At 47.1% G+C, this 26,457-nt stretch carries 26 protein-coding genes and 1 other RNA gene; 1 reads left to right on the forward strand and 26 read right to left on the reverse strand.

Features of this window, described 5'->3' with window-relative positions; genetic code table 11:
- Positions 1 to 28 precede the first annotated feature (28 nt).
- Positions 29 to 1,258, forward strand: coding sequence for an aminotransferase-like domain-containing protein (locus A6049_RS23735; protein WP_063567017.1), 1,230 nt, complete (start codon positions 29 to 31; stop codon positions 1,256 to 1,258).
- A gap of 237 nt (positions 1,259 to 1,495) precedes the next feature.
- Here the strand turns inward: A6049_RS23735 and rnpB are convergent.
- From rnpB to A6049_RS23860, 26 genes are all read right to left on the reverse strand, one after another.
- Positions 1,496 to 1,905: RNase P RNA component class A (gene rnpB, locus A6049_RS23740), an RNA gene on the reverse strand.
- A gap of 81 nt (positions 1,906 to 1,986) precedes the next feature.
- Complete coding sequence (locus tag A6049_RS23745) at positions 1,987 to 3,102, reverse strand: Nif3-like dinuclear metal center hexameric protein (protein WP_063567018.1); 1,116 nt, start codon at positions 3,100 to 3,102, stop codon at positions 1,987 to 1,989.
- Positions 3,078 to 3,836: a tRNA (adenine(22)-N(1))-methyltransferase gene (locus A6049_RS23750; protein WP_063567019.1), complete on the reverse strand. Its 759-nt coding sequence runs from the start codon at positions 3,834 to 3,836 to the stop codon at positions 3,078 to 3,080. Before A6049_RS23750 ends, A6049_RS23745 begins: the two co-directional genes overlap by 25 nt.
- Before the next feature lie 184 nt (positions 3,837 to 4,020).
- Positions 4,021 to 5,160, reverse strand: coding sequence for an RNA polymerase sigma factor RpoD (rpoD, locus tag A6049_RS23755; protein WP_053781258.1), 1,140 nt, complete (start codon positions 5,158 to 5,160; stop codon positions 4,021 to 4,023).
- Between the two features lie 43 nt (positions 5,161 to 5,203).
- The gene (gene dnaG, locus A6049_RS23760) at positions 5,204 to 7,024 is read right to left on the reverse strand and encodes a DNA primase (RefSeq protein ID WP_063567020.1); all 1,821 of its coding nucleotides are present in this window, start codon (positions 7,022 to 7,024) and stop codon (positions 5,204 to 5,206) included.
- 47 nt (positions 7,025 to 7,071) lie between these two features.
- Positions 7,072 to 7,539, reverse strand: coding sequence for a YaiI/YqxD family protein (locus A6049_RS23765; RefSeq protein ID WP_371121653.1), 468 nt, complete (start codon positions 7,537 to 7,539; stop codon positions 7,072 to 7,074).
- A 228-nt stretch (positions 7,540 to 7,767) separates the two neighbouring features.
- The gene (glyS, locus tag A6049_RS23770) at positions 7,768 to 9,843 is read right to left on the reverse strand and encodes a glycine--tRNA ligase subunit beta (RefSeq protein ID WP_063567022.1); all 2,076 of its coding nucleotides are present in this window, start codon (positions 9,841 to 9,843) and stop codon (positions 7,768 to 7,770) included.
- Positions 9,836 to 10,723, reverse strand: a complete 888-nt coding sequence (glyQ, locus tag A6049_RS23775) for a glycine--tRNA ligase subunit alpha (RefSeq protein WP_063567023.1) — start codon at positions 10,721 to 10,723, stop codon at positions 9,836 to 9,838. The genes glyS and glyQ overlap by 8 nt, the downstream gene beginning before the upstream one ends.
- Positions 10,724 to 11,131: 408 nt before the next feature.
- Positions 11,132 to 11,884 (reverse strand): DNA repair protein RecO, encoded by a 753-nt coding sequence (gene recO, locus A6049_RS23780; protein WP_063567024.1) that lies wholly within the window; start codon positions 11,882 to 11,884, stop codon positions 11,132 to 11,134.
- Positions 11,885 to 11,917: 33 nt separating this feature from the next.
- The gene (locus A6049_RS32710) at positions 11,918 to 12,058 is read right to left on the reverse strand and encodes a YqzL family protein (RefSeq protein WP_079696207.1); all 141 of its coding nucleotides are present in this window, start codon (positions 12,056 to 12,058) and stop codon (positions 11,918 to 11,920) included.
- 104 nt (positions 12,059 to 12,162) lie between these two features.
- Entirely contained in the window at positions 12,163 to 13,062 is a 900-nt protein-coding gene (era, locus tag A6049_RS23785) for a GTPase Era (RefSeq protein WP_063567025.1), read from the reverse strand.
- Between the two features lie 41 nt (positions 13,063 to 13,103).
- Positions 13,104 to 13,517: a cytidine deaminase gene (locus A6049_RS23790; protein WP_063567026.1), complete on the reverse strand. Its 414-nt coding sequence runs from the start codon at positions 13,515 to 13,517 to the stop codon at positions 13,104 to 13,106.
- A gap of 287 nt (positions 13,518 to 13,804) precedes the next feature.
- Entirely contained in the window at positions 13,805 to 14,176 is a 372-nt protein-coding gene (locus A6049_RS23795; protein WP_063567027.1) for a diacylglycerol kinase family protein, read from the reverse strand.
- On the reverse strand, positions 14,176 to 14,673 hold the full coding sequence (gene ybeY, locus A6049_RS23800; protein ID WP_063567028.1) for an rRNA maturation RNase YbeY: 498 nt from the start codon (positions 14,671 to 14,673) through the stop codon (positions 14,176 to 14,178). Before ybeY ends, A6049_RS23795 begins: the two co-directional genes overlap by 1 nt.
- 33 nt (positions 14,674 to 14,706) lie before the next feature.
- Positions 14,707 to 16,956, reverse strand: coding sequence for an HD family phosphohydrolase (locus A6049_RS23805; protein ID WP_063567029.1), 2,250 nt, complete (start codon positions 16,954 to 16,956; stop codon positions 14,707 to 14,709).
- A gap of 15 nt (positions 16,957 to 16,971) precedes the next feature.
- Complete coding sequence (locus A6049_RS23810; protein ID WP_063567030.1) at positions 16,972 to 17,943, reverse strand: PhoH family protein; 972 nt, start codon at positions 17,941 to 17,943, stop codon at positions 16,972 to 16,974.
- A 6-nt stretch (positions 17,944 to 17,949) separates the two neighbouring features.
- Complete coding sequence (gene yqfD / locus A6049_RS23815) at positions 17,950 to 19,143, reverse strand: sporulation protein YqfD (RefSeq protein WP_063567031.1); 1,194 nt, start codon at positions 19,141 to 19,143, stop codon at positions 17,950 to 17,952.
- The gene (gene yqfC, locus A6049_RS23820; protein ID WP_024628472.1) at positions 19,140 to 19,433 is read right to left on the reverse strand and encodes a sporulation protein YqfC; all 294 of its coding nucleotides are present in this window, start codon (positions 19,431 to 19,433) and stop codon (positions 19,140 to 19,142) included. Before yqfC ends, yqfD begins: the two co-directional genes overlap by 4 nt.
- A 172-nt stretch (positions 19,434 to 19,605) precedes the next feature.
- Entirely contained in the window at positions 19,606 to 20,223 is a 618-nt protein-coding gene (locus A6049_RS23825) for a hypothetical protein (protein ID WP_063567032.1), read from the reverse strand.
- 13 nt (positions 20,224 to 20,236) lie between these two features.
- Positions 20,237 to 21,247, reverse strand: a complete 1,011-nt coding sequence (gene floA / locus A6049_RS23830) for a flotillin-like protein FloA (RefSeq protein ID WP_162493573.1) — start codon at positions 21,245 to 21,247, stop codon at positions 20,237 to 20,239.
- A 162-nt stretch (positions 21,248 to 21,409) separates the two neighbouring features.
- Complete coding sequence (locus A6049_RS23835; RefSeq protein ID WP_090810045.1) at positions 21,410 to 22,732, reverse strand: NfeD family protein; 1,323 nt, start codon at positions 22,730 to 22,732, stop codon at positions 21,410 to 21,412.
- A gap of 336 nt (positions 22,733 to 23,068) precedes the next feature.
- A complete protein-coding gene (locus A6049_RS23840) occupies positions 23,069 to 23,512 on the reverse strand; it encodes a GatB/YqeY domain-containing protein (RefSeq protein ID WP_053781272.1) in 444 nt (147 codons plus the stop codon).
- Positions 23,513 to 23,527: 15 nt separating this feature from the next.
- The gene (gene rpsU / locus A6049_RS23845; RefSeq protein WP_005547957.1) at positions 23,528 to 23,701 is read right to left on the reverse strand and encodes a 30S ribosomal protein S21; all 174 of its coding nucleotides are present in this window, start codon (positions 23,699 to 23,701) and stop codon (positions 23,528 to 23,530) included.
- Positions 23,702 to 23,890: 189 nt separating this feature from the next.
- A complete protein-coding gene (locus tag A6049_RS23850) occupies positions 23,891 to 24,250 on the reverse strand; it encodes a histidine triad nucleotide-binding protein (protein ID WP_024628477.1) in 360 nt (119 codons plus the stop codon).
- 203 nt (positions 24,251 to 24,453) lie between these two features.
- Complete coding sequence (locus A6049_RS23855; RefSeq protein WP_063567035.1) at positions 24,454 to 24,792, reverse strand: hypothetical protein; 339 nt, start codon at positions 24,790 to 24,792, stop codon at positions 24,454 to 24,456.
- Between the two features lie 423 nt (positions 24,793 to 25,215).
- The coding region (locus A6049_RS23860; protein WP_275078663.1) for an SbcC/MukB-like Walker B domain-containing protein at positions 25,216 to 26,457 on the reverse strand (1,242 nt) is incomplete at its 5' end.

The raw sequence follows: 26,457 nt of genomic DNA on the forward strand, positions 1-26,457 counted from the left end.
ACAGTGAATAACAGGAGATGAGAATAATATGAATACCCCTTGGTCCAAAATGGCACAAAATACCCCGTCCTCTGTCGTTCGCGACATGTTACAGGCTGCACAGGCGCCTGGAATGATTTCTCTAGCCGGCGGTTTACCTGCCCAGTCATCATTCCCGCTTGAAGCCATCCGTGACGCATACGAAAAGGTATTCATGGGTGGTTCAGCGGCTCTTCAATATGCAGAGACGGAAGGTTTCCGACCACTACGTGCCAAAATTGCAGAACGTCTTGAATCCAAGGGCATTCCCGCTTCACCTGATCATATGCTTCTGACTACAGGTTCCCAGCAATCCATTGACCTGGTGTGCCGAATCTTGCTCGATTCAGGCGACAGCGTGCTAGTTGAATCACCAACCTATCTGGCTGCCCTTCAAGTCATTCATTCCTATCAGGCTGAGGCGCACGGTGTTGCCTGTGATGATGACGGAATGTTGCCTGAATCACTGGAGGAACAGCTGCAATTGCATCGTCCAAAGCTCGTTTACATTAACCCTACGTTCTCCAACCCGTCAGGTAAAGTATGGAGTCGCGCCAGACGTCAGCAAGCCGTAGACCTGTGCCGGAAATATGGGGTACTGATCTTGGAAGACGATCCTTATGGTGAAATCCGCTTTAAACCGGAACAACTAGATGCCCCTGCACTGGCGAAACTGGATGCGGAATCCTATGAGGGTCCATCCAATGTCATCTACACCAGCACATTCTCCAAAACAGTTGCTCCTGGCCTCCGCACTGGCTGGATACTGGCTGCTCCGGATGTTATCCAAATAGCTGCCCGCGCCAAACAGGGGGCAGATTTGCATTCCAGCAGCATCGACCAAAGAGCACTTCATGCACTACTGGAATCTTTCGATCTGGACGGCCATATTCGCAATATTTCACAGGATTATGAACAACGGATGAAAAAAATGACCACTCTCATGGCTGCAAAATCGTGGGAAGGTATCTCTTGGAACTCACCGCAAGGCGGAATGTTCCTGTGGCTGCAATTGCCTGAGGGCATGCTGGCCAGCAATCTGTTTACCTATGGAATTCAGGAAAAAGTATGTATTGTACCAGGGGATTCATTCTATGCGGGTACACCGGAGCTGAACCGTATGCGGATCAACTTTACTCATACGGATCCAGATCTGCTTCCCGAGGCTGTAGAGCGTATGGATCGTGCCATTCAACGCTGGCATGCATCATTACAGTCAGACAGTGTAGTTACACTGTAACGAACTGTCATCCACTGTATCATTAGGAACAATTTCTCATTCCAACGAATAACACAAAAATAAGGCGTCAGACCTGAGAAAGCTCGAAGTCTGACGCCTTATTTATATGACCTGCAAGTGCAGGAATTCTTTTGAAGTTTAATCGCATCCTTCTGATCAGTCAGGCACATCAGGTAAAATCGTTCTGTTTGCCTGTGACTGACAGTGGACTGCACTTGTTACTGTTTGTGTTGTAGTTAGGAAAGCTTACCGTAAGCCGGGTTCTGTGCTCTTCGTGGTTCAGACGGGAACTACCCTCCCACCACAAGCGACAATCATCTATCTAGGCCATACATTGCTGCACAGCTCAAGCGACCAACCTAGACACACCTCGGGCTAAGGCTGCCTTCTCCGAAGAGTCGACTGTGTCCCATTAGGTCTTGCTCCAGATGGGGTTTACCAGGAACGAAGTCACCAGCGTTCCTCGGGGTCTCTTACACCTCGGTTCCATCCTTGCCTGTGCCGGAAAATCCGGCCATCGGCGGTCCATTTCTGTGGCACTATCCTTCAACTCGCGCTGACTGGACGTTATCCAGCATCCTGCCCTGTGGAGCCCGGACTTTCCTCTCGTGGCAACGAAGGCCACCAGCGATTGTCTGTCAAGCTTTCCGAACAACATTACATAGTATACAGGCATTTTAGTTTACAAACAAGCTTAATCTTACAGGAAGCATTGAACCCGAGTGCTTTTAGATAAATTGGAATACTTCCGTATTTACCTCCGATGCAGTCACTTGCGTGTCATAACGTTTGTCGTCCAAACGTGAGCGCAGCCAATCCGCAGTTTTCGGTTTCATGATTTTCTCGGCATTATGCCCGGCGTCGATGATACACATACCCGCCATCAGCGCATCGTGAGCCGTATGATAATCAATGTCTCCAGTTACGATGACATCGGCACCTTTGAATCGTGCAGGAAGAGTATAACGGCTACCTGAACCGCCAAGCACTGCTGCTTTTTTGATCTGCCGATTGAGATCGCCTACTACCCTAACGTACGGCACATCCAGTTGGGCCTTAACGACCTCCACAAGCTCACCGAGTGTCTTTGGTTGTTTGAGTGGTCCCAAGCGCCCCAGACCCAGCGTACGGCCTTTTAAATCCATTGCATACAGGTCATAGGCCACTTCCTCATACGGATGCGCCTTAAGCATTGCTTGTACAACCTTGCTGCGCAGACTCTGCGGTACAATGGTCTCAATCCGCATTTCCTCTACACGCTCCATCTGCCCCTCTGTACCGATGAAAGGTTGTGTCCCCTCTCCCGGTACAAAAGTACCTGTGCCCTCCGTATTGAAGCTGCACTTGTTGTACTGCCCAATACTGCCAGCACCCGCTTCGAGAACCGCCTGGAGTACCTGCTCATGATGGGTGCGAGGTACAAATACAGCCAGTTTGAACAAATGATCTGTATGTACATCCTCAAGTGATTCCTTGCTCTCAATACCAATGGCCTCGGCCATCCAGTCATTCATGCCGCCTTCAGCCACATCCAGATTGGTATGACTAATGTACACCGCAATATCATGCTTGATTAGCTTCTCATACAGTTTCCCCATGGGTGTATCGGTATTCAATGACTTGACCGGACGGAAAATGATGGCATGGTGCGCAATAATCAGATTGGCTCCAATCCGAATGGCCTCGTCTACAACTTCGTTCGTAACATCAAGTGCGATAAGAACGTGCGTAATTTCCTTTTGCAAACTGCCAAGCTGAAGACCAATCCGATCGTCCGGCACAGCCAGATGTTTGGGAGCAAGCTGCTCCATCAATTGAATTACAGTTTGACCTTTGGCAAACATGAGAGTACCTCCTTCAAGTTCACAATAAGACGCTCCACCTCAGCCGCCTTGTCCCGAGAAGACTCCTGATCAGATTTGGAGATGGACTGCGCGACACTTTGCAGCTTGACGATTTCGCTCTCCCATTTGGCAAAAAACACATCCGTTGGACGGTCTGTTAAATAAGGCCCCATGCGCAGCAGCAAATCTGATGTCAATTCCACTCCGCCTTCAAGCGGACGTGAGCGATACACTTCCTCATTGGCAATCGGACTGAGTTCTTGCGGCATTGCTGTAATAATCTCGTACACTTTGCCATCTTCCTCAAGCAGCTGTTCTGCAACGACCACCCAGTGATGCTCCAACAACCAACGTCTGAGAATATCCTCACCAACATTAGGCTGCAAAATAAGAAGCTTGACCTCATCCAGTTTGGAGAGGCCACGGTCCAGAATGGAGGCAATGAGTGCTCCTCCCATACCGGCAATGGTGATAACGTCCACTTCTCCTGCAGAGATGACATCCAAGCCATCTCCACGACGTACTGTAATTCGTTCCTTCAGGCCTGCATCGCTGACTTGCTTGCGTGCAGCTTCATAAGGGCCTGGGTTGACTTCTCCGGCTACTGCACCTGCTGCTTTCCCGCTGCGTACTGCCGCAACTGGAAGCAAAGCGTGGTCTGAGCCAATGTCAGCCAAGCGGCTGCCTTCGGGAATTTGATCATGTATCCGCTGTAATCGATTCGAAAGTTTCATGAAGCACCTACACCATTCATTTAATTTAATGATTTGCATTGAACAACGAAAAGCGATAAAATGAAATCCAATAAAACATTTCAAGGATGAATTACCAAAACCAAGAAATTTAGATGTTCAATTTAAAAATAAAGGAGACCCCGCCGCCGCTAAAGCGTCTTGCGGAAAGTCTCCCATAGTGATGTTATTCGAGGAAATCTTTAAGCCGTTTACTGCGGCTAGGGTGACGCAATTTGCGAAGAGCTTTGGCTTCAATTTGACGAATACGCTCACGCGTAACACCAAATACCTTGCCCACTTCTTCCAGCGTTCTTGTACGTCCATCGTCCAGACCAAAACGCAGACGAAGCACGTTCTCTTCACGCTCAGTCAATGTATCCAGGACATCTTCGAGCTGTTCTTTTAGCAACTCATAAGCAGCAGCATCCGCCGGAGCCAATGCTTCCTGATCCTCGATGAAATCACCCAGATGGGAATCATCTTCCTCACCAATCGGTGTTTCCAGGGAAACCGGTTCCTGAGCAATCTTCGTAATCTCACGAACTTTTTCCACACTCAGATCCATCTCGGCAGCGATTTCTTCCGGTGTCGGTTCACGCCCAAGTTCCTGCAACAGCTGACGGGATACCCGGATCAGCTTATTAATCGTCTCCACCATGTGCACAGGAATACGAATCGTACGTGCTTGGTCCGCAATCGCACGGGTGATCGCTTGGCGAATCCACCATGTCGCATACGTACTGAATTTATAACCCTTTTTGTGGTCGAATTTCTCAACCGCTTTGATCAGACCCATGTTACCTTCCTGAATCAGATCCAGGAACAACATGCCACGTCCAACATAACGCTTGGCGATACTTACCACGAGACGAAGGTTAGCTTCAGCCAAACGACGTTTCGCTTCTTCATCCCCGTTTTCAATCCGTTTGGCCAACTGCACTTCGTCATCCGCAGACAACAAAGGTACACGACCGATTTCTTTGAGATACATCCGAACAGGGTCGTTGATTTTGATTCCTGGTGGAAGGCTCAGATCATCATCAAAGTGGAATTCATCGTCTCCCTCTCTGGTGTTGTTCTCGGAATCTTCACTAGGGCGAAGGGTTACCTCTTCATCATTTTCGTTCACGACATCAATACCCAGGTCACTCAGTTGTTCATAGAACTCATCCATCTGCTCTGCGTCTTGCTCAAACGGGGAGAGTTTTTCTATAATTTCCTTGTAGTTCAACGAAGCTCTTTTCTTACCTGATTCAATCAATTGATCTTTAACCTGATCCAGCGTCAATTCTGTTTCTAGTTCAGTATGCTGATCATTCGCCATAACTCGACTCCCTCCTCCCTAGAAACATCCAACATTCAGATGTTCACTGTCTCTCTAGGGCAATCATTTCAAGTACAATTTGTGCCGCGCGTACAGAATCACCTGCCCGCTCTGCAGCAATCATTTCTTCTTTTTTCAGATCGTACTCTTTCTTACGCGGATACTTCAGCACTTCCCTGATGCAATCGTCAAGTGCTTGAATACTCCATTCACCTGGACCATCCATCATTGAGATTGAACTGACCGTCTTTTCCAGTCGGTCGTCATGAAGTGAAGACATAAAACGGCTTGTATCCGACGGTTTGCCTTGCGCATAATAGGCATATAGATAAGCAGCAATAGCTGCATGATCATCCAAGTTAAAAGCTTCACCAAGATGCTCATTCACGTACTGGGCAGCCTCATCATCCTGAAGCATCCAGGCAAGCAGTTTGCGTTCAGCAGCGTGATAAGCCGGCAACAGATTGGGTGTAGGCACCTGCCTATTTTGTTGCCTACCATTATTCCACCTTTTCGGGTTATTATCCCCATACTGGAGGTTATTTTTCATGGCCTCCCGTTCTTCATTACACTCCTGCTTCAGTGTTTCATAAGATACGTCCACTTCCGCAGCCAGTTCCCGAAGATATACTTCCCGTTCTGTAGGAGAAGACAATGGAGCAATAAGTTTCACCGCTTCCTTGGAATAAGCGATTTGTCCGCCGCCTTCTAGCAGTATATGGTTTTTTTTAAGGTTTATAAGCTTAAATTTTGTAGTCGTTACGGCGCCATCCACAATTTGGTTTCGGAACCGCTCGCCACCATGCTTTCGGATAAAATCATCCGGGTCGAGTCCATCCGGAATCAGAGCAATTTTGACCTGTAACCCAGCTTCCTCGAGTATAGGGAAGTTTTTGAGCGCCGCAGCCTGTCCAGCTCGATCACCGTCATAACATACAATGACTTCATCACACATGCCTTTAAGCATCAATGCCTGATTCTCAGTGAGCGCGGTACCCATTGCCGCTACACCATTCTGGATATCCTGATCCCAGGCGGAGATAACATCCCCATACCCTTCGAACAATATGGCCTGCCTTTGTTTGCGAATTGCATTTTTGGCATGATGCAGATTGTAGAGAACACGGCTTTTGTTAAATAACCGGGTTTCCGGTGAATTTAGGTACTTCGGTTGCCCGTCTCCCAAAATGCGACCTGCAAATGCAATCGGCTTTCCGCTCCTGCCGTTAATCGGAAACATCACCCTGTCTCGGAAACGGTCCACATAACCCTGACCTTCGTTTCGCTGTGACAGTAAACCACCCTTTTCCATCTCTTCAAGCGGAAATTCGCGCTTTTCCAGAAATTGTACCAAGGTATCCCAGCGATTAGGCGCATAGCCAATCTGGAATTGGTCAATGAGTTTGTCGCTAAACCCACGTGAGCGTAAATATTCCATAGCCACTTTACCGTGCTCTGTATTTTTCAATAAGAAATGATACAGCTTCGCGGTAAGCTCATATGCTTCCAATAAACGTTCGGTTTCTGGATTAACATGAGCCGATTCACGCCCCTGCCAGTCCCCCATTGAAATGTGGCTTTCTTCTGCCATCGTCTTGACGGCCTCGGGAAAGGATAACCCTTCGATTTCCATCCTGAATTTGATGGCATTTCCACCCGTGCCGCAACCGTAGCAATAGAAAATTTGTTTCTCAGGCGTAACTGTAAACGAAGGCGTCTTCTCAGAATGAAAAGGACAGAGGCCTTTCATATATTTCCCCTGTTTGGTCAGATGTACAAATCGGCTCACCGTATCGACGATATCATGCTGCTGTAACACCGATTCAATAATGCTTTCGGGTATACCGCCTTGTCCGGTACTCATCTTGGTCCACCTTCATCTCTTTAACACGTAAATATTATTCGATAAACTTACACATTCTCCTGCAAATCTTTCAAAAGTTTTGTCAGTTTATGTTGAAAAATTTCCCGATCCTGCTCTGTGAAAGGCTTTGGGCCTTTTCCATAATGTCCTCTTTTTCGTGCTTTGGCGGCAGTATGACGGGAATCCAGCATGAAATCAATGTCACGATCATTAAATTCACGACCACGAAATGATAAAACATAACAACGTTTGCCAAGTGCGAGCGCCGCCAGTCCATAATCCTGTGTAATGACCACATCGTATGGCTTGATGTGATTGGCAATGTAAAGGTCTGCACTCTGATCACTTCGATCTACCTGAACGGTACGCACTCCTTCTCCGCCCTGAAGAAAATGATCAAATGAAGAAACCATCAATACAGGAACTTTGAATTGGAGAGCTGTTTCTGCGATCTCAGCCTTGACCGGGCAAGCATCACCATCCACAACAATGTGGCGTACATTCAACTCACTCAAAGCCAGACCACCCGGTTTCATAAAATAGCTGCATATTGTAATATACGACCCCAGCCAGTCAAAATCCTTCTGACCGGTCTATGGAAATCAAAGGCTAAAATACGGAACGGCTGTAAATATAAATTTTTCACAATCCGTTCCGTATATTTATACCCTCATATATCCTTCTTTAATACTGAATTTATGCTTTGCCGCAGATCTGTCCACTCAGAGCAGAAAAGGACCCGACTACCAGACCAATTTGGAGAAATCAGCAAAAGCTTTCAGATCACGGTCAATGGCTGCAAGCAATGCCAGACGATTCGCACGCACAGCCTCGTCTTCAGCCATAACCATAACCGAATCGAAGAATACGGTGATAGCTTCCTTCCAAGCTGATGCAATCGCGAGCGCTTCAGCAGCAGCATGCTGAGACAATACCTGACGATATTCCTCATTGGTTTTGCTCCATGCTGCATGCAGCTGGCGCTCTCCTTCTTCTGTGAAGAGTTCTGCATGTACCGAAGCATTGGATGCTTTGGCAGCCAGATTACCGACACGGTTGAAGGATTCGACGGTTGTTTTGAAGGCATCTCCCGTTTGGACAGCTGCCATGAGTGCCTCACCTTTTGGAACTACCGCGCTGATATCATCAAATCCGGAAGAAATCACTGCGTCCACAACATCATAACGGACCGTTTCCGACAACAGTTTTTTCACACGAAGACCGAAGAAGTCCTGCAAATCTTTACGAACCTCTTCATCCGCACGTTTCAACAGGTTCATCTGAGCATGCACTTGAAGTGCAACGCCGAATACATCGGACAATGTCAGCGGAAGATTGTGATCCAGCAAAATTTGTACGATCCCTGCTGCCTGACGGCGCAGCGCGTAAGGATCTTGAGATCCTGTAGGAATAATATTGATCGAGAAACAACCTACAATTGTATCTATTTTATCCGCAGCACTCACAATAGCACCAACAAGCGAAGCAGGAGATTGATCTCCAGCGAATCGTGGCTGATAGTGCTCAAATACCGCTTTGGCCACTTCTTCTTTTTCACCAGCTTTACGGGCATAATCCTCACCCATCACACCTTGCAGTTCAGGGAATTCTCCCACCATAAGTGTAACAAGGTCGAATTTGCAGATATCCGCAGAACGATTCACCGCTTCGGCTACATCGGCTGGTACTTGCAGCTTGCTAGCCAGACCATCCGCAATTTTGCGAATACGGCGAACTTTATCTCCAACCGTTCCCAGCTCTTCCTGGAAGACGATACTTTCCAGTTTCGACAATGCATCCTTAATCTCCAGCTTCTGGTCTTCCTCGTAGAAGAACTTGGCATCAGACAGACGTGCACGAAGTACCTTTTCGTTTCCTTTTGCAATGACATCCAGTGAATCACTGCCGCCGTTGCGAACCGTAACGAAGTATGGCAGCAATTGTCCATCATTATCAAGCACCGGGAAATAACGTTGATGCTCACGCATCGAAGTAATCAGTACCTCTTGTGGAATATTCAAAAATGAAGATTCGAATGTTCCGAACAGCACTGTTGGTGTCTCAACCAGGAACAGGACCTCTTCCAGCAAATCTTCCTTGATCGCAATATCCCATTTCTTCTCGGAAGCCAAAGCCTGGATCTGGGATACAATCATCTGCTCACGTTCTTTGATATCCGCAATGACATGCTCGGAACGAAGCACTTCCACATACGAAGCGGGATCCGAAATGATCGCCTCTTTTCCGAGGAAACGATGTCCACGTGTTACATTGCCAGACTTTACGCCTGCAACTTCCAATTCAATAACATCGCTGCCCAGCAGAGCAACAATCCAGCGAATCGGACGCACAAATTTGAAATCATACGAAGCCCAACGCATGAATTTCGGGAACGTCATTGCATGCAGTATAGCCAGCAAACCTTGACCAATTACAGATGAGGTTTCAACGCCTTTACTGCTCTTGGTCGCGTAGATATATTCCACGCCGCTCAGTTCCTTGAATGTAAACTGATCCGGTTCAACTCCCTGACTACGGGCAAATCCGAGTGCAGCTTTACTCCAGTTACCACTGTCGTCGAGTGCTATTTTACGGGAAGGTCCTTTAACTTCTTCCTCCACGTCTTCCTGTTTCTCGGCAACATCTTTGATCAAAACAGCCAATCGGCGCGGTGTGGCATAGGCATTCACTTCACCGTAAGAAATGCGGGATGCATCCAGCCATTTCACGACACGATCCTGCAGCTGTTCAATTGCTGCTCGCATGAAGCGTGCAGGCACTTCTTCCAGACCAATTTCAAATAACAGATCCTTAGACATGCTCAGCTCCCCCTTTCTTGATCAGCGGGAAGCCGAGCTTCTCACGCTCTTCCACATATGTTGCAGCCACTTGACGAGCCAGATTACGGACACGGGTAATGTACCCAGTACGCTCCGTTACACTGATTGCTCCGCGCGCATCCAACAGGTTGAACGTATGGGAACATTTCAACACATAGTCATATGCCGGGAAAACCAGATTCTGTGCCATAGCCTTGTTCGCTTCCTCTTCATGCATGTTGAAGAGCGTAAACAACATTTTGACATCAGATACTTCAAACGTATATTTGGAGTGTTCGAATTCAGGCTGACGGAACACATCACCATATGTAATTCCGTCTACCCATTCCAACTCAAACACATTTTCTTTTTCCTGAATGTATGAAGCAAGACGCTCCATACCATACGTAATTTCAACTGCTACCGGATTCGTCTCGATTCCACCGACTTGTTGGAAATACGTAAATTGGGTGATTTCCATACCGTCCAGCCAGACTTCCCAGCCAAGACCAGCACAGCCGAGGGAAGGGTTCTCCCAGTTGTCTTCAACAAACCGAATATCATGTTTGAGCGGATCAATACCCAACTGTTTCAGACTTTCCAGGTAAATCTCCTGAATATTGTCTGGCGAAGGCTTGATAATAACCTGGAATTGATGATGCTGATAGAGACGGTTTGGATTTTCTCCATAACGACCATCCGAAGGACGGCGGGACGGCTCTACATAAGCTACTTTCCAAGGCTCGGGTCCAAGCGAACGCAAAAAGGTCATCGGGTTCATCGTACCTGCCCCTTTTTCCGTATCATATGGTTGAACAATAATACAGTTGTGCGCGGCCCAGAATTGTTGCAGCGTGAGAATCATCTGCTGAAAATTCATAATCATGCTCCTTTTCGATGGTTTGTGATGAACAAGCCTAGAACGGTACAGACAATAAAAAGCCCTCGTCCTACGCCTGTTATACAGACATAGGGACGAGAGCTATTCCCGCGGTTCCACCCTACTTGGCTTAGATATAAACAGAGATCCTGTTCATTCAAGCCCACTTTTCCGTGTCATTCATGCTCCCGAGTGCCGTTTCACAGACCGATTCAACCCGGCTCCCACCATCCCCGGCTCGCTCACACAAGATTAGTAAGGTCAACCGACCTCTTCTGCTCCTGAATGTATAAATCAAGTCTCCTACTTTCTCGTTCAATGCATGTCTCCAAAAGAGAAATTATAGTTCATAATATATAAAAATAAGTACGAAGTCAAGATATATTAGTTATTTCACATCAAGACGACTCAAATCCCGTACTTTTCCATTTGATCAAGAAAAGAACGGGATTTTAGATTCAAGCCAAGTTGATGATCCATAAAGGCCCGCATGATCTTTTTGATCTCATCCCGGGTGCCTTCGCTAACCGATATATTACCAAGCCTTTGCAGATCCAGCTGTGCAAACAGACGCAAGAGTTTCAACGCCTTCGGACTCACGGACATCGCCGGAGGATCAAAGTGTTTGCAAGCACGGCACAGAACGCCTCCAAGCCTTGGACTAACAAATAATTGCTCATCCGGACGCTCGTGACCACAAGAAATGCAATCATCCAGCTGAGGTCCGTACCCGGCTGCCTGTAATATTTTCATTTCATACAGGCTTGTGATGACGACCGGATCTTTCTCTTCCTTCAACGCCTGAAGACAGGCTTTCAACTGTTTGAACCAGAACGTACCTGTCTCTTCATCCTGCAACACACGATCCAACAGTTCACAAGCATAAGATGCATAGGAGGCCTTAATCAGATCTTCACGCAGCTCATGATAAGATTCGATGATCTCACCTGCGTTTAGTGTTCCCAGACCGGTGTTACGAAAATATACATATTGACCGTACGTAAATGGCTGCACCAGTGCAGCATGTCGGCTTTTGGGCTTTTTGGCACCGCGGACGAGTACCCCTACTTTCCCGCCGCTTTCGGTGCAAAGCGTAATGATTTTGTTTCCCTCGCCGTAGTCCATGCTGCGGATGACAATCCCTTCCACCCTGTATAGCATGCCTCGTCACCTAACCATTCCCGAATTAGCCAATTAACCTTCGGCTTCTTCATCTTCAATCACTTCCCTTGCAGGTTCCGACTCCTGTCCCACTGAGCTACATGCCTCGGCATACAACAGATAGGATTCCACATCCCCCGTCATCGCAAAAACCTTCCACGAAAAATCTCGCATCGGAATTTCATCCTCTCTTCGGAAATGACGTCTGCTTCTACCAGATAGGATGGAGTCTTGCAAGGTAAACTATGTGTTGCAATTACTGGATACAATTCCGACGATTAGTCGCGGCCAAAGCCAAGGTCACGCAGAACTCGATCCTGATTTCTCCAGTCTTTTTTCACTTTAACCCACAGATCCATGAAGATTTTGGAACCTAACAGGTTTTGAATATCATGGCGGGCACGTTTCCCCACTTCTTTAAGCAAGGCACCCTGTTTACCGATAATGATCCCTTTTTGCGAATCACGCTCCACAAAAATGACGGCAGAAATATAAACGACGCCGTTGTCCTGTACTTTCATATCCTCAATCGTGACCGCAATGGAGTGAGGCACTTCTTCACGCGTCATTTGCAAAATTTTCTCCCGAATCAACTCAGCACAAACGAACTGCTCCGGATGGTCTGTAACCTGGTCATCTGGATAGTACTGCGGACCTTCCGGCAAATACTTGCCGAGCTGCTCAAGCAAGGTACTTACGTTGCTGCCGAGCATGGCAGAAACAGGTACGATTTCAGCGAAATCATGCAGCTTGCGATATTCCTCAATCAGCGGAAGCAATGCTTCCGGCTCAATTTTATCAATTTTGTTCATGACAAGAATGACAGGCGTCCGTACATTTTTCAATTGTTCTGCAATATAACGGTCACCACCGCCCATGCCTTCCGAGGCATCGATCAGGAACAGAGCAGCTTCGACTTCTCCGAGCGTATTCAAAGCGGTCTGGTTCATGTAATCGCCCAGCTTGGATTGACGTTTGTGAATCCCTGGCGTATCCAGGAAAACGATTTGTTGGTGTTCCGATGTATAAACACCATGAATCTTATTACGAGTCGTTTGTGGCTTGTCCGACATAATCGCAATTTTCTGTCCAATGACTTGGTTCATCAGTGTGGATTTACCTACATTGGGACGTCCAATAATGGCTACAAAGCCGGATTTGAATGCTTGTTTTTTCATATGTTCCTCCTCAGGCGCCTAGGCCTGGAATATATTGGTTTTTACTTTTTAGCAGAGTTCAGATCAGATGGTCCAAAAGCCCATGGCAATAGCTCGGCAACTGTAGTCTCCTGCAGATCACCTTTCATGTTACCCAGAATAACTTTCATATCCGGTTCACACAGTTCATACATCACTTGACGACATACGCCGCATGGAGCAATCGGGCCGTCTGTATCTCCTACAATGGCAATGGCTTTGAAACTGCGTGGTTGCTTACCTCCTGCTATCGCACTGAACATGGCTGTACGCTCAGCACAGTTGCCTGGCGTATAAGCAGCATTCTCAATATTACAACCATGATGCACATGTCCCTCACTGTCAAGCAAAGCTGCACCTACACCAAAATGAGAATAAGGCGTATACGCTTTCGTACGTGCCTTGATTGCTTCTTGCATCAACAAATCATTATCCATAATTAATCTCTCCCTTAGGGTGTATATAAAGTTGCACTCAATGAGTTAAGTTCAACTTAAAAATATTTGCACTGGCCTCTCCGCTGTCAGAACAACCTTACGATCGCTGTTATCCCCGGATTTTATTGATTCCCTTTTCCAAAGTGAAATCCGGTGATAAAGGCGAACGCTTCGCTTCTACAGGTTATTTCTGACCTCTCCGTTATTGTGCAAACCAGAAGTTCAACTTAAAAATGAGTCCAACTTTATAATTTGTGTGTAATATTAAAATCAAAACAAAAACAAAATCACAGCAAACCCAGCCAGCTCATCACCGGTTTAATGAAAACGATACTCCCGATGATGACGGCGAACACCGCAGCCAGCAAAACTGCACCGGCCGCGGTGTCCTTCGCCGCTTTTGCCAGCGGATGTATATGCGGATGCGCCAGATCTACAGCAGCTTCCACTGCTGTATTCATCAGCTCCGTCACAAGAACCAGAAAAACGGCTGTCAGTACAAACATCCAGTCCGTTCTGGAAATCCCGAAAAAAAAGCCGGCTGCACACATCAAAATGGCGACTCCTGTATGAACTCTTACATTCCGCTGAGTCCGCAGCCCGTATACGATTCCTTCCGCAGCATTGCGGAATACCATCCCCCAGGAGCGCCTTTTCATTATCGTGTCAACCCGGCTTGGGCGAGTACCGCTTCCTGTTTGCCCATCATTTCGGCTTCGCTGGCTTCATCTTGATGATCATATCCAAGCAAGTGCAAGAAGCCATGAACAAACAGGAACCCGAGCTCACGTTCAAATGAATGCCCATATTCTTCACTCTGCAGGATGGTCCGTGGAACAGAAATAATAATATCCCCCAGAACATCCGGCATTTCTTCCATTTCTTCATCTTCGTCCAGTTCGTAGATGATATCCAGTTCCTCATCCACAGTCTCATTCATTGCAAAAGACAATACATCTGTTGGACGATCAATGCCGCGATAGTCACGGTTCAGCTCATGAATCTGCTCATCATCTACGAAAGTCAGGGCCACTTCCCCGTCCGCAACACCCTCTGCTTCCCCTGCAAGGTTCAGCAGCTGCTCCAACATTGCGATCATCGGTTCGGTGATTTCTTTATCCTGTTGTTCATTATTCCATGCTAGGTTAAGACTCATTCTTTCATACTCCTGTCTTCTTATATTAGCGAATCAACCCGCTTCCGGCGAGGTAGGCTTCGGTTTCTTCATTTCTTCCGGATATTCAATCCTGGAGTGGAATATGCCCATGACGGTTTCCTTAAGGGTCTTGGCGACGATATCCAGCTCCCGCATTGTCAGATCACAGTCGTTAAACTGATGATCGTCCAGTCGACCTTTAATAATCTTTTCGATCATGGACTCCACTTGCTCTACAGTAGGCTTCCGCAAGGAACGGACCGCAGCTTCCACGCTGTCAGCAATACCAACAATCGCCGACTCTTTGGACTGAGCCTTGGGACCCGGATAACGGAAATCATCTTCCGTAAAATCAGGTTCCACTCCTGCTTCCTCAGCCTGACGCAGTGCTTTGTGATAGAAGTAATGCAGGAAGGTTGTTCCATGATGCTGCTCAGCAATGTCCCGAATAGGCCTCGGCAGCTTGTAGTCCTTCTGCATTTCCACACCATCGCGTGCGTGAGCCACGATAATGGACTTGCTCAGCTTTGGATCAATCGAATCATGCGGATTTTCCATATTGTTTTGATTTTCAATGAAATAAATCGGTCGCTTGGTCTTGCCAATATCATGGTAATACGAGCCGACCCGACATAACAACCCATTGGCACCGATCGCCTCTGCGGCGGCTTCTGACAGGTTTCCTACCATCACACTGTGGTGATAGGTTCCCGGTGTCTCTGTTAAGAGTTTGCGTAGTAGCGGGTGATTGGGATTAGACAGTTCCACCAGCTTCAGCGCAGACAAGATGCCAAATGAGGTTTCGAAAAATGGCATTAGCCCAATAACCAATATGGCGGTCAGTACGCCTCCGGCAAACGCAAATCCAATGCCATAGAGCGTTGTCGTCCGATTCCAGTCACTTGAGTCAATCAGAGCCAGTGTGAAGACTGCGATCGATCCGAACAGACAGACCATAATGGCGCCTTTTAGAATCGTAGACCGCTGACTTGCCCGATGGGTGGCGAAGATCGCAACAAACGATACCAACACCGCGAAGAATCCAAGTTCAAAATCAAAAATCTGACCCTGATGTGTATTCAAAATAATGCTCGACAGCATGCCGATAATAATCGAGCAGACAAAGGCAAGCGATGTATCCAGCAGCAATGCAATTAACATTGCGCCTACGGCAACAGGAGCAAGAAAGCCTACGTATGAATTCTCACTGGTCTGGAGTATCGCTGTAACATGCATAACCACAATCGTAATAATAAATATGAGAACAAGCATCAGCAGCTGAGCATTATTATATTTGAAATGCGTTCCGCTGAATTGCTGAATATACATGAGAATCGCTGCCGACAACAGACAAGACAGCATAAGCAGTCCAAGCTGAGGCCAATAGTTCACTTCGTTTTTCAGCAAATCGTTCTCGCCCAGAAGGGTGTACATCTCCGGGGTAATCATCTCACCCTTGGCAACAAGCGTATCTCCTTGCTTGATAAAGACCGTTTGAGTGTTCTCACGAGCCTGTACTTTAGCTTCTTTTGTACCCTCTTCATCGTAGAAGCGGTTAGACGTTACCACAAGACGAGCAAGCTCCTGTACAACTTCACGCTGCGTACGCTTGCTTAGAGAGCTCACACTCACCATCTCGGCCACTTTGGCACGAGCTGTTGTAGCCTCACTAATCTGGTCGGTCATTAATCTAGAGACGATATCCCGAGCAACGGCCTTCATCTCCTGAATATCATCCGAAGTCAGACGTGAAATTTTGATATATGTCTCTTCCGGGATACGGTAGCTTTGCTCCTGTACCACATTTCTGATCTCTTCCAACAGAGTTTCGGAGTATGTACCCGCTTTCCGGTTGTTGTTGATGAAATTGGAAACAAAATCTTTCTGACGCTGCGGTATTTCATCACGATAGATGTCAATCTTGTCCTGACTGGAAATCTGATCATCCTGATTCAGTCGATCAATACGATCAAGCAGAGTCGTCATCAGATTTTCGTTCCGCATCTGCACGATCTGAAACATCGGCTGTACACGTTCAGCGGCTTCTTCTTGTGCTTTCAGTGTAGCCTTGGTATTCGGGATCTGCATGGGCGCAGCAATATTCACTTCACTTCGTGTGCCTTCCTGAATATCATACCGCTCTGGGAGTAGCTTGGAAGCAAGACTCACGTAGAAGAGGATCACCAGAAACAAAAACAGAAGATAGCGTGCCCACACGCTATACTTCCATCCTGTAGCTCTATTTTGAAAAGATTTGCCTTTTGACAGTTCCTTCGAGGTCATCGAGACAATCCCTTTCTATTCTTGATTTTCTGCGGCGTGGTTATAGGCGACGATGATTTTCTGGACGAGGGAGTGCCGTACAACATCTTGCTCGGCAAAATAGACAAATCCAATCTCTTCCACTTGGCCCAGTATTGCATTGGCTTCCACAAGCCCTGACTTTTTGCCGCGCGGTAAATCAATTTGTGTCACGTCACCGGTAATAACCATTTTGGAACCAAAACCGAGACGAGTCAGAAACATTTTCATCTGCTCCGGTGTCGTATTCTGAGCTTCATCCAGGATAATAAACGAATCATCCAGTGTACGTCCCCGCATATAGGCAAGAGGTGCAATTTCGATCAAACCGCGCTCCAGTGCCTTCGCAGTCTGCTCTTGTCCCATAACATCGTACAAAGCATCGTAAAGCGGCCGTAAATAAGGATCAACTTTTTCCTGAAGATCACCAGGCAAGAAACCAAGACTCTCTCCCGCTTCAACAGCAGGTCTTGTGAGCACGATCCGCTTGACGCTTCCTTCCTTAATTGCTGCCACAGCCAGGACAACAGCAAGATACGTTTTACCTGTACCGGCTGGACCGATACCAAATACAACATCACGTTTTTTAATTGTAGTTACATAGTGTTTCTGTCCAATCGTTTTGACACGGATCGGCTTCCCACGGTACGTCGTTGTAATCTCGCCTTTGAACAGATCCAGAAGCTGGTCTGCACGCAGTTCCTTTGCAAGCTCAATGGCATACTTAACGTCCCTTTCGGTTAACACATATCCGTTACGTACCAATTGCAACAACACATCAAATAATTGTTCAAGCGATTCCACATTCTGGATGTTGCCATGGATCACAATCTCCGCTTCACGGGATGCGATCTGGGCGGGAATCTCGGATTCAATCAGTTTCAGAAAAATATCTTGGGGTCCAAAAAGAGATTGACCCTCTCCCGCACTTTGGAGGGAGATTCGTATGCTGCGTGTTTGCTCTGACAAATAGCCTCATTCTCCTTGACTATGGACTAACGGAAGTTCTTCCGCAATGCTTTCTTCCACTTCAAATAATACTTTCATATAAACTTTACCATTCTCTTTCTTCTCATGCAAAATTTTTTCGCTTAAAATTTTCGTTCCTTTGCCGTTTTTGGCGATAATATCGTTTCTTGCTCCTTCCAATCCTTTCGTTCTAGCCCATTCAATCGTATGCTGCTCCTCTTTTTCCCGAGTTTCCAAATCTTTCTCAGTCAGCCATCCCATGGGAAGTGTGAAGGATCTCCAGGTCAGCGGTTTATGATCACTTTCGGTATCAAATGTGGTAAAAGGCGTATTCCCGTATCCCCAGAGTTGTATCGCCCATTTTCCCAGCACAATGTAAAAACGTTCCTTGCTATCTCCAGTCATCGTATTATGTTTCTGCACAAGAGGGACTTCGACTTGATATTCACGCCACACCAGTCCGCGCACTTCCCCTTTGGCTACAATGGTCTTTGTATTCTCTTCATCTCCCAAAATACCGGATATCAGTACCTGCCCCTTCTTGACACGCATGTCCTTCTGCACGACAGGGCGCCCCTGCTCCGCGTAAATTTGAGTGATTACAGCGTCTGTTTTACTGACTAGATGTCTCGGGTTCAGCAGCGGTTCACGCTTGGGCTGTGCTGACTCCACAACCTGGATGGTGATGGTTGTCCCTTCTTTGCTCACCCCAATCCAGGTTACATCTGGCAGAGCCAGCGCGAGCTGTCTGGAGAGCTTGTCCTGGCTTTGCAGCCGAAATCCCCACTGGAAGGGGTAGATGCCTTCTTTCTTTGCTGCCGCGAGCACTTCATCCGTGGGAATCGTCACATTGCCTTTCACTTCTACATTCCAAACCATTGATGATAACGCAAACAGAGCTGCTACAAAAAATAGCATGCCGCCCAGAAAGAACTTCCTTCTTAACAAACGGGCTGCAAAAAAAGGAAATCCACTCCGGTGTGTCACCTTTACCCGGCAGCCTGTCCGTTTCAGCAAAGGACGCAGCCTGAAAAAATGCGGTAGCAGAATATTCATTTCTGCCTTGCGTCCATCATAGGCACGCAGGTCCCATACTTCCAGTCCCTGCTCTGCCACCGTATTGATTAATGCTTCAATATCCCCCCCAGTGACCGTGATTCGGACTGCTCCGCGCAGTTTGTACAGACTGGGCTGCTTCATCCGTTCCCCTCCGCTCCATTCATATGAATATCCAGAATTGTTCCTTCAACAGCCACTTCATCCGGCAAAATATTGCGAATCATCAGTTCAGTTCCTTTGATCTCCAGCTGACCCTGTGAGAGAGCCAGAACGATGCGATCCGGTGTAAAATGAATGACACCACGATGATTCTCTATATACAACTGCTTTGTGCCGATCAGGGTTAACCGTGGCATATCGTAAAGCACGTCCTGCGGCAGATCCAGAACTTCACTGGTCCATCTGCGCAGCTTGCGGCTGATCCGGGTCATTCGAAGGTCTTCCCCCTTCCTCTACAGTTCAACTTATGCGCAGATTCCTGAAATTATGAAAACTACGGAACGTGTTAGATGTGAAAATAAAAAGAGACCGAGACAGAAAAAAGCCGTCGTCTGGATTTATGCTCACCAGAGACGGCTTTTCACTTATTAATATAATATAAAGTTATAGTTTTCCTCGTGTTCCAAAGGGTTGTTTAGAGCGCGGAGAACCGAGAACCTCTGCCCACAACACACCAGTACGAATGTCTTCCCGGCGGAGCTGGGACGGTCCGGACTCGCTGGATGAAACTTCATCCCAACTGGAGTCAGACACAACCGGTGTATTTGCAGTAGAGATACGATCGAGTCGCTCCCGAATTTCACGTTGTCGTTGCTCCATCACTTTCATTTGTTCTTCGAGGGAGTTTTCCATTCCACCCAGAGAACTCTGCCCTCCAAAGTCGTCATTCACAGGACGGGCAGATGTCGTTGCTGGCTGCGAATAGGTTTGATCATATCGATCATCGTACTGATCGTCATCATACCGCTCGTCGTATCGTTCGTCATACTGCTCATCATAGCGGGGATCTGAAGGAGCTGATGACTGCTGCGGTGCGGTATTTCCCCCCGAGCGATCATTCCGGTCCGAATCACCACTCCCTCCAAACGTAGGCATCCCGTTATTTGCACGCTTTTTGTTCGGATCAGCCGATTTGGCTGCTTTTCCAAGGAAGGAAAAGAGTGCAAAAGCGATGACTGCTACAATATACAGATTGTTAAAAATCCATTCAAATAGGCCCATATGCACTCACCGCCTATCTTCCGTTTTTGGAATCACCGTGATCGTTGGAGTTTGTATTTTCACCAGGTTTTCCTAATGTGTTGCGCATTTGAGTATCTGCTTCAATGTTTTTCAGGTTCATGTAGTCCATTACACCAATTTTACCGCTACGGAGTGCTTCAGCCATAGCAAGAGGTACTTGGGATTCAGATTCAACTACACGCGCTCTCATTTCCACTACGCGCGCTTTCATCTCTTGTTCTTGGGCTACGGCCATTGCGCGGCGCTCTTCCGCTTTTGCCTGTGCAATACGTTTGTCAGCCTCTGCCTGCTCCGTTTGCAGGAAGGCACCAATGTTTTTACCTACATCCACGTCCGCGATATCAATAGACAGGATTTCAAAAGCGGTACCTGCATCCAGACCTTTGGACAATACGGTACGGGAGATCAGATCCGGATTTTCCAGGACGTCTTTATGGGAATTCGAGGAACCGTTTGTACTTACGATACCTTCACCGACACGGGCAATAATCGTCTCTTCACCCGCACCACCGACGAGGCGGTCAATATTGGCACGAACCGTAACCCGCGCTCTTACTTTAACTTCGATACCATCTTTGGCTACCGCAGAAACAATCGGCGTTTCAATAACACGTGGGTTTACACTCATCTGTACGGCTTGCAATACGTCACGACCCGCAAGGTCGATCGCAGCAGCACGTTCAAATTCGAGTGGAATGTTCGCACGTTGTGCAGCAATCAGGGCGTTGACCACTCGGTCTACGTTACCACCGGCTAGGAAGTGACTCTCCAGTTGATTCATTGTCAATTGAAGTCCAGCTTTGGTTGCTTTAATCAGTGGATTTACGATCCTGCTAGGTGTTACACGTCTTAGTCTCATCGCTACCAGCGTGATAATCCCCACGCGTACGCCCGATGCAAGGGCTGAGATCCAGAGCATAACCGGGAAAAAGCTGAAGAATACGCTCAATACGATAATCGCAACTACCGCAATAAGCAAAACCGTAATCAAGGTTGGTTCCATAGTCAAAATTCCTCCATTTGCAATTTAATTTTTGTAAGAAACATGATAAAAACAGTGTGGAACTTTGCTGCTGTACATTGATTTACACCACTCGACTAGCAGCCTCCGTAGAATGGTTATGTACATTGCCGAAGCTTTAATCAACTCCGGCAACAGAGCGGGTTACACCGGTAATGCTTGTTGAACCACAATCCGGGTACCTTCCGCTTTGATCACAATAATTGGTGTATCAATCGGAATGAAATCTCCATCCGACACCACATCGACACGCTCTCCGTTAAGTATCGCTGTTCCCGAGGGACGAAGTGGAGTCAAACTGATGCCCTGCAAACCGATCAACTCTTTGCGTTCTGTCGCCGAAGAGTATCCTTGATCAGCAGACAGCCTGTCACTTAATATGAATCGATTCCATATGCCTCGATCCTTAAACAGAATAACAACGATTGCAATGACTACCAGCGCGGCTCCAAAAGCAATACCTAACGATATAAATGCATCACTTGTATCATAGGCAGCTCGCACGACACCAGCGACAAGCGCAATCGATCCCAAAATCCCCAGAATACCGAAGCTCGGGATAAACATCTCGAGGATCATCATGATGAGTCCGACAGTGAATAACACCCATGTCTCCGCTCCGGCAAAACCGGCAATGTAGTTCCCTGAGAAATAAAGCACAAAGCACACGATACCAACAATACCAGGCACTCCGAACCCAGGTACAATTAACTCAATGATCACACCAGCTATTCCGAGGAATAGCAATACAGTCATGACGACAGGATTGGTGAGAAATGTGGATATGTTCTCTGCAGCTGTTCTCTGAACAGTGAACACATCATCCTGACTGTAACCAAGCCAAGCTGCAGCTTCTTCCGGCGTGTTGCTGATATGGTCCGCATAGCCCACTTTCAGCGCTTCTTCGGCCGAGAGAGCAATAATTTCACCTTTTTGCTTAGTTTTATTAATCTCAGGCATCTCCACGACCATGTTAACATCCGTCATTCCGGCTGCAATTTTGCCGTCACGGCCACTTTTCTCAGCCGCTCCCTGCATCTTGCTCTTCCAGAATGCAACCAGCTTCGGATCATCAACATGTTTACCCGTGCTGTCTACCATCGCTGCCGCACCAATCATACTCCCTGGCGACATTACGATCTTATCTGCATTCAAAGCCAGAAAACTTCCGGCCGAGGCAGCATCTCCACGGACAAATGCAACGGTTTCAACTGGGCTTTCCTTAATTAATGTACCCAGTTCTTCTGCCGTGTCGACACGCCCTCCCGGCGTATTGATATCCAGAACGATCAGGCCAGCATTCATCTCTTCTGCTTCTTTGAACCCGCGTTCCATAAACTTGCCAAGTCCCTGCTCGATTGGTTTATCCACCGGAATGATATATACGGCGCCACTTTTCTCAGCTGCATGCGCTGACGGTGATCCAATCCAGACAGGAAGCAGCAGCGTCAGTAGCATCATGAGCATCAATGGCCCCGTAAGCTTCTTCCGGCGCTTTCCCTTCACAAATAGTCCCCCCTTTTCCATTAATGTTATACTGTCCAGCTTATGGTATTTATTACGTACAATGCAACATTTCGTTTCAAAATCTTAAAATTATATTTGAAACCGGAAGCAATTGCAACATTTTAAATCCATAATCATATATATTATCCATTTAAAAGCAATATTTGTGAATTTCCATGAACCAATGAACGATTACTAATTACGTTTCAAATTTCTTCTGGGAAATGATTACCGTATCAATGATGTAAAATGGAAAAAACACCCCCTGACAAGTCAGGAGGTGTTTATTGATTTGCTTTATTGCAGAAATTGTTGAACTGCTTGATTTACCAGTTTGCCATCCGCTTTGCCTTTGACTTTCGGCATAAGGGCAGACATGACTTTCCCCATCTCGGCTTTCGAAGAAGCACCGGTTTCCTGGATGGTCTGCTGTACAATAACTTTAATTTCTTCTTCGGTAAGCTGTGCGGGAAGGTACTGACTGAGTAATTCAATTTCCGCTTTTGCATTTGCCGCGAGGTCTTCACGGCCCGCTTTGTCAAATTCTTGGAGGGCATCTTTGCGCTGTTTGATTTCACGACTCAGAATATCAAGCACTTCGTTATCATCCAAATCTCTTTTCAAATCTATTTCAAGATTCTTGATCGTCGAACGAATCAACCGAATGTTGGAGAGCTTGAACTTGTCCTTGCTCTTCATCGCTTGCTTCATATCTTCGTTCAATCGTTCGCTAAGATTCATGTAGTTAAAATCCTCCTAAAACTTTCTCTTACGAGCAGCCTCGGACTTTTTCTTGCGCTTTACGCTTGGCTTCTCATAATGCTTACGTTTCTTCACCTCAGCCAATACGCCATCTTTTGCGATGGAACGTTTAAAGCGACGAAGTGCAGCATCAATAGTCTCGTTTTTGCGAACTTTAGTTTCAGACACCAGTTTTCCCTCCCTCCGACCAGACCGTCCAAGAGCAATAACACGGTTCATCACCTTTCATTATAGGCGAAAGGTAATAAAGGTGTCAACCTTAACGTAATGATCATTTATTTTATGTGAACTTCAGCTCCATATTCATGCCTTTTATGGCATATATGAATCATCCTGATTTAAAGTAACTTGGATCGTTTATTTGTGTGAGTCTGACAAACTTGTCAACACGCCAAGTCGGGTCCCACCAAGCAAATGATAGTGCAGATGATGAACGGTTTGTTCTCCATCCTTGCCGCAGTTATTAATCAGTCGGTAACCTGTTTCTTCCACGCCGAGACGCTTGGCCGCTTCCTGCGCAGCCAAATGAATCTCACCGATCAACGGCAAGTCTTCCGCCGTTACTTCATTCATGGAAGCAATATGTTTCTTGGGAATAACGAGTACATGGGTCGGTGCAGCGGGCTGGATGTCATGAAAGACGATGACATGGTCATTCTCCAGTACCTTATTGGAGGGAATGCTGCCCTCTACAATTTTGCAAAATAAGCAATCCATTGTTCATACCCTCCTTCGAATTAAAAATTATGTATACCCTACTATCATACCGGAACTGAAAACTCACGTCCAATTTAACCTGTTTCAATTCAATAATAATAGCAACAAAAGAACCTCTCACATCTCAGTGAAGTGCAAAGAATACACCGAAGATGTGAAAGGTTCAGTTTTCATTGGTAAAAGATAATGCTTTCAAGGCCCTATTAATAATAAGGTAACAAAGATAATGCAGTCAGGCCGACCAACGGAAGGACCAGCCTGTTAAACCGTCTGCGACCGTAACCATAATAAGGGTATGGGTAGCCATAGCCCGGGAAGAATCCCCGTGCATGAGCGGGATAAGTAACTGGCATCATATTGGGTCCCCAGTTTGCGTTTGCATGATTAACCACAGCTTCATGCCCCACGGGAACAGCCAAATAAATCATGTCATCATCCACATTTTCCACAATGCCATCATAATGGGCACCGTCATGCATCTGTATACATACATAGCGATGCATGTGTTCCTTACACAGTTTCTTCGCTTCTACCTTTTCCACGTTCGATCGCCTCCCGAATCTGTTCTGCTCTTCATCACCCTTTCATCGTATTCAGATCTGGGCGAAATGACACTGTGAATGACAAGAGTTTCAAGATAAGGGCCTATTAAAAAAAGAAGCACCCCGTTGCAGTTTCCATGCGGAAGTCTGCTGTCGCGGACGTCTAACCAGGATCATTCCTGATCAGACGTCCGCCGGGGTGCTTAACATAAGTTTGTCGGCTTAACTGTAGTATAACAACAGGATGAACCTGTATCTGTGAGCTATCTCACTCAACTGTTACAACGAGTATATAAATGAGATTCAAACCAACAAAACTCAATCAATCAGGAGATTTCCCCCTCAGGAACAACCTTGTACGGCCGGTTCCTGAGGGCATCCCAATTGGGGTCATTCATTCGTATGTGTTCTGTGTTCAAGTTCCTATAATGTTTCCAATACTACGCGAGAGCCAGCTCCGGCCTCGCCCGCTGGAATAACTACAAGTTTGCGTGGCAAGCGTGCTCGCAGCTCCGGAACGTGGCTGATAATACCGACGGCAAGACGGTCATCATGCAATTTTTCTAACGATGTAATGACGGTATCCAGCAGTTCAGGGTCCAATGTGCCAAACCCTTCATCCAGGAAGAAGAATTGCAGCGGATACTGACCGCGCAGCTGAATCTGGGCAGACAGAGCCAGGGCCAGTGACAATGAGGTCAGGAACGTCTCTCCACCAGACAAGGTGGACACCGGACGTTTAACTCCACCGTTTGCATCGTCACAGATGACAAAGCCCCCGCCTGAATCCACCTCAAGTGAATAACGTTGTTTGGTCAGGAAGCGCAGACGCTGTGAAGCAGCCTGACTTACCTGCATCAGTTGTTCTTCTGCAATATACTCGACAAATGCATTACCTCTGAAAGCTGCTTGCAGTTTGCTAAGCATCTCACCTTGTCTGCTCACTTCTACCCGTTTGTTCTCCAACTCGGTCCAGCGAACGTGTCGCTGCTGCACATCTTCCAGATCCCGCTCTGCACGCGCCTTGGCTCTAAGAGCTGCTTCATCCTCTGCACGAGACAGTTTCAGTCGCTCTGAGCATGCCAACCATTGTTCCTCGGATACAACGACTCCGCCCAATTTTTGTTCCAGCTCACGCAATTGAGAAATAAGTTCACGATCACGCTCACGATGCTGCTGAATTTCCGCGGCAAGACGCTCCGCTTCTTGGGAAGGGAGGGCTGCCTCCACAACATCATTCTCCGAATCAAATGGCGATTGTTCCATCAATTGCTTCCAGCGTTCCTGTGCCTGCTGCAAATGCTCTGCTGCCGAGGCTGCTGCTTGTTGAGCCATGACATCCTTCTTGGCCGATTCCTGTTTCAACACATCCGCTTCCTTGAAACGCTGTGCTGAATCGGCAGCAATTTTCCGTAGTCCATCCAGACGAGTCTGGGCCGCAGCAATCAAATCCTCGACCCGTTGCTCGCCAACCCATTGACGCAGACGTTCTTCCTTCTCGGCAAGCTGTTTGCTGTTTCCTTGCCATTCCGTTTGCCATTGAATCAGCTGTTTGTCCAATTCAACCAGCTTCTGCTGAAGGGACTGTACCAACTGTTCCTTTTCTTCAAGGAACGTCACGCTCTTGTTCAGCCGTTCCTTGATGTCTTCTGCGCGCACGTCTCG

This window comes from Paenibacillus sp. O199 (assembly GCF_001636635.1).
GTDB lineage: Bacteria > Bacillota > Bacilli > Paenibacillales > Paenibacillaceae > Paenibacillus > Paenibacillus marchantiae.

Bases quoted from the DNA above. Each gene is read 5' to 3' on its own strand.
- A6049_RS23735 (WP_063567017.1), top strand. From the start codon at position 29: ATGAATACCCCTTGGTCCAAAATGGCACAAAATACCCCGTCCTCTGTC.
- A6049_RS23745 (WP_063567018.1), bottom strand. From the start codon at position 3,102: ATGTTTGCCAAAGGTCAAACTGTAATTCAATTGATGGAGCAGCTTGCT.
- A6049_RS23750 (WP_063567019.1), bottom strand. From the start codon at position 3,836: ATGAAACTTTCGAATCGATTACAGCGGATACATGATCAAATTCCCGAA.
- rpoD (WP_053781258.1), bottom strand. From the start codon at position 5,160: ATGGCGAATGATCAGCATACTGAACTAGAAACAGAATTGACGCTGGAT.
- dnaG (WP_063567020.1), bottom strand. From the start codon at position 7,024: ATGAGTACCGGACAAGGCGGTATACCCGAAAGCATTATTGAATCGGTG.
- glyS (WP_063567022.1), bottom strand. From the start codon at position 9,843: ATGTCTAAGGATCTGTTATTTGAAATTGGTCTGGAAGAAGTGCCTGCA.
- glyQ (WP_063567023.1), bottom strand. From the start codon at position 10,723: ATGAATTTTCAGCAGATGATTCTCACGCTGCAACAATTCTGGGCCGCG.
- recO (WP_063567024.1), bottom strand. From the start codon at position 11,884: ATGCTATACAGGGTGGAAGGGATTGTCATCCGCAGCATGGACTACGGC.
- A6049_RS32710 (WP_079696207.1), bottom strand. From the start codon at position 12,058: ATGCGAGATTTTTCGTGGAAGGTTTTTGCGATGACGGGGGATGTGGAA.
- era (WP_063567025.1), bottom strand. From the start codon at position 13,062: ATGAAAAAACAAGCATTCAAATCCGGCTTTGTAGCCATTATTGGACGT.
- A6049_RS23790 (WP_063567026.1), bottom strand. From the start codon at position 13,517: ATGGATAATGATTTGTTGATGCAAGAAGCAATCAAGGCACGTACGAAA.
- A6049_RS23795 (WP_063567027.1), bottom strand. From the start codon at position 14,176: ATGAAAAGGCGCTCCTGGGGGATGGTATTCCGCAATGCTGCGGAAGGA.
- ybeY (WP_063567028.1), bottom strand. From the start codon at position 14,673: ATGAGTCTTAACCTAGCATGGAATAATGAACAACAGGATAAAGAAATC.
- A6049_RS23805 (WP_063567029.1), bottom strand. From the start codon at position 16,956: ATGACCTCGAAGGAACTGTCAAAAGGCAAATCTTTTCAAAATAGAGCT.
- yqfD (WP_063567031.1), bottom strand. From the start codon at position 19,143: ATGAAGCAGCCCAGTCTGTACAAACTGCGCGGAGCAGTCCGAATCACG.
- yqfC (WP_024628472.1), bottom strand. From the start codon at position 19,433: ATGACCCGGATCAGCCGCAAGCTGCGCAGATGGACCAGTGAAGTTCTG.
- A6049_RS23825 (WP_063567032.1), bottom strand. From the start codon at position 20,223: ATGGGCCTATTTGAATGGATTTTTAACAATCTGTATATTGTAGCAGTC.
- floA (WP_162493573.1), bottom strand. From the start codon at position 21,247: ATGGAACCAACCTTGATTACGGTTTTGCTTATTGCGGTAGTTGCGATT.
- A6049_RS23835 (WP_090810045.1), bottom strand. From the start codon at position 22,732: ATGCTCATGATGCTACTGACGCTGCTGCTTCCTGTCTGGATTGGATCA.
- A6049_RS23840 (WP_053781272.1), bottom strand. From the start codon at position 23,512: ATGAATCTTAGCGAACGATTGAACGAAGATATGAAGCAAGCGATGAAG.
- A6049_RS23850 (WP_024628477.1), bottom strand. From the start codon at position 24,250: ATGGATTGCTTATTTTGCAAAATTGTAGAGGGCAGCATTCCCTCCAAT.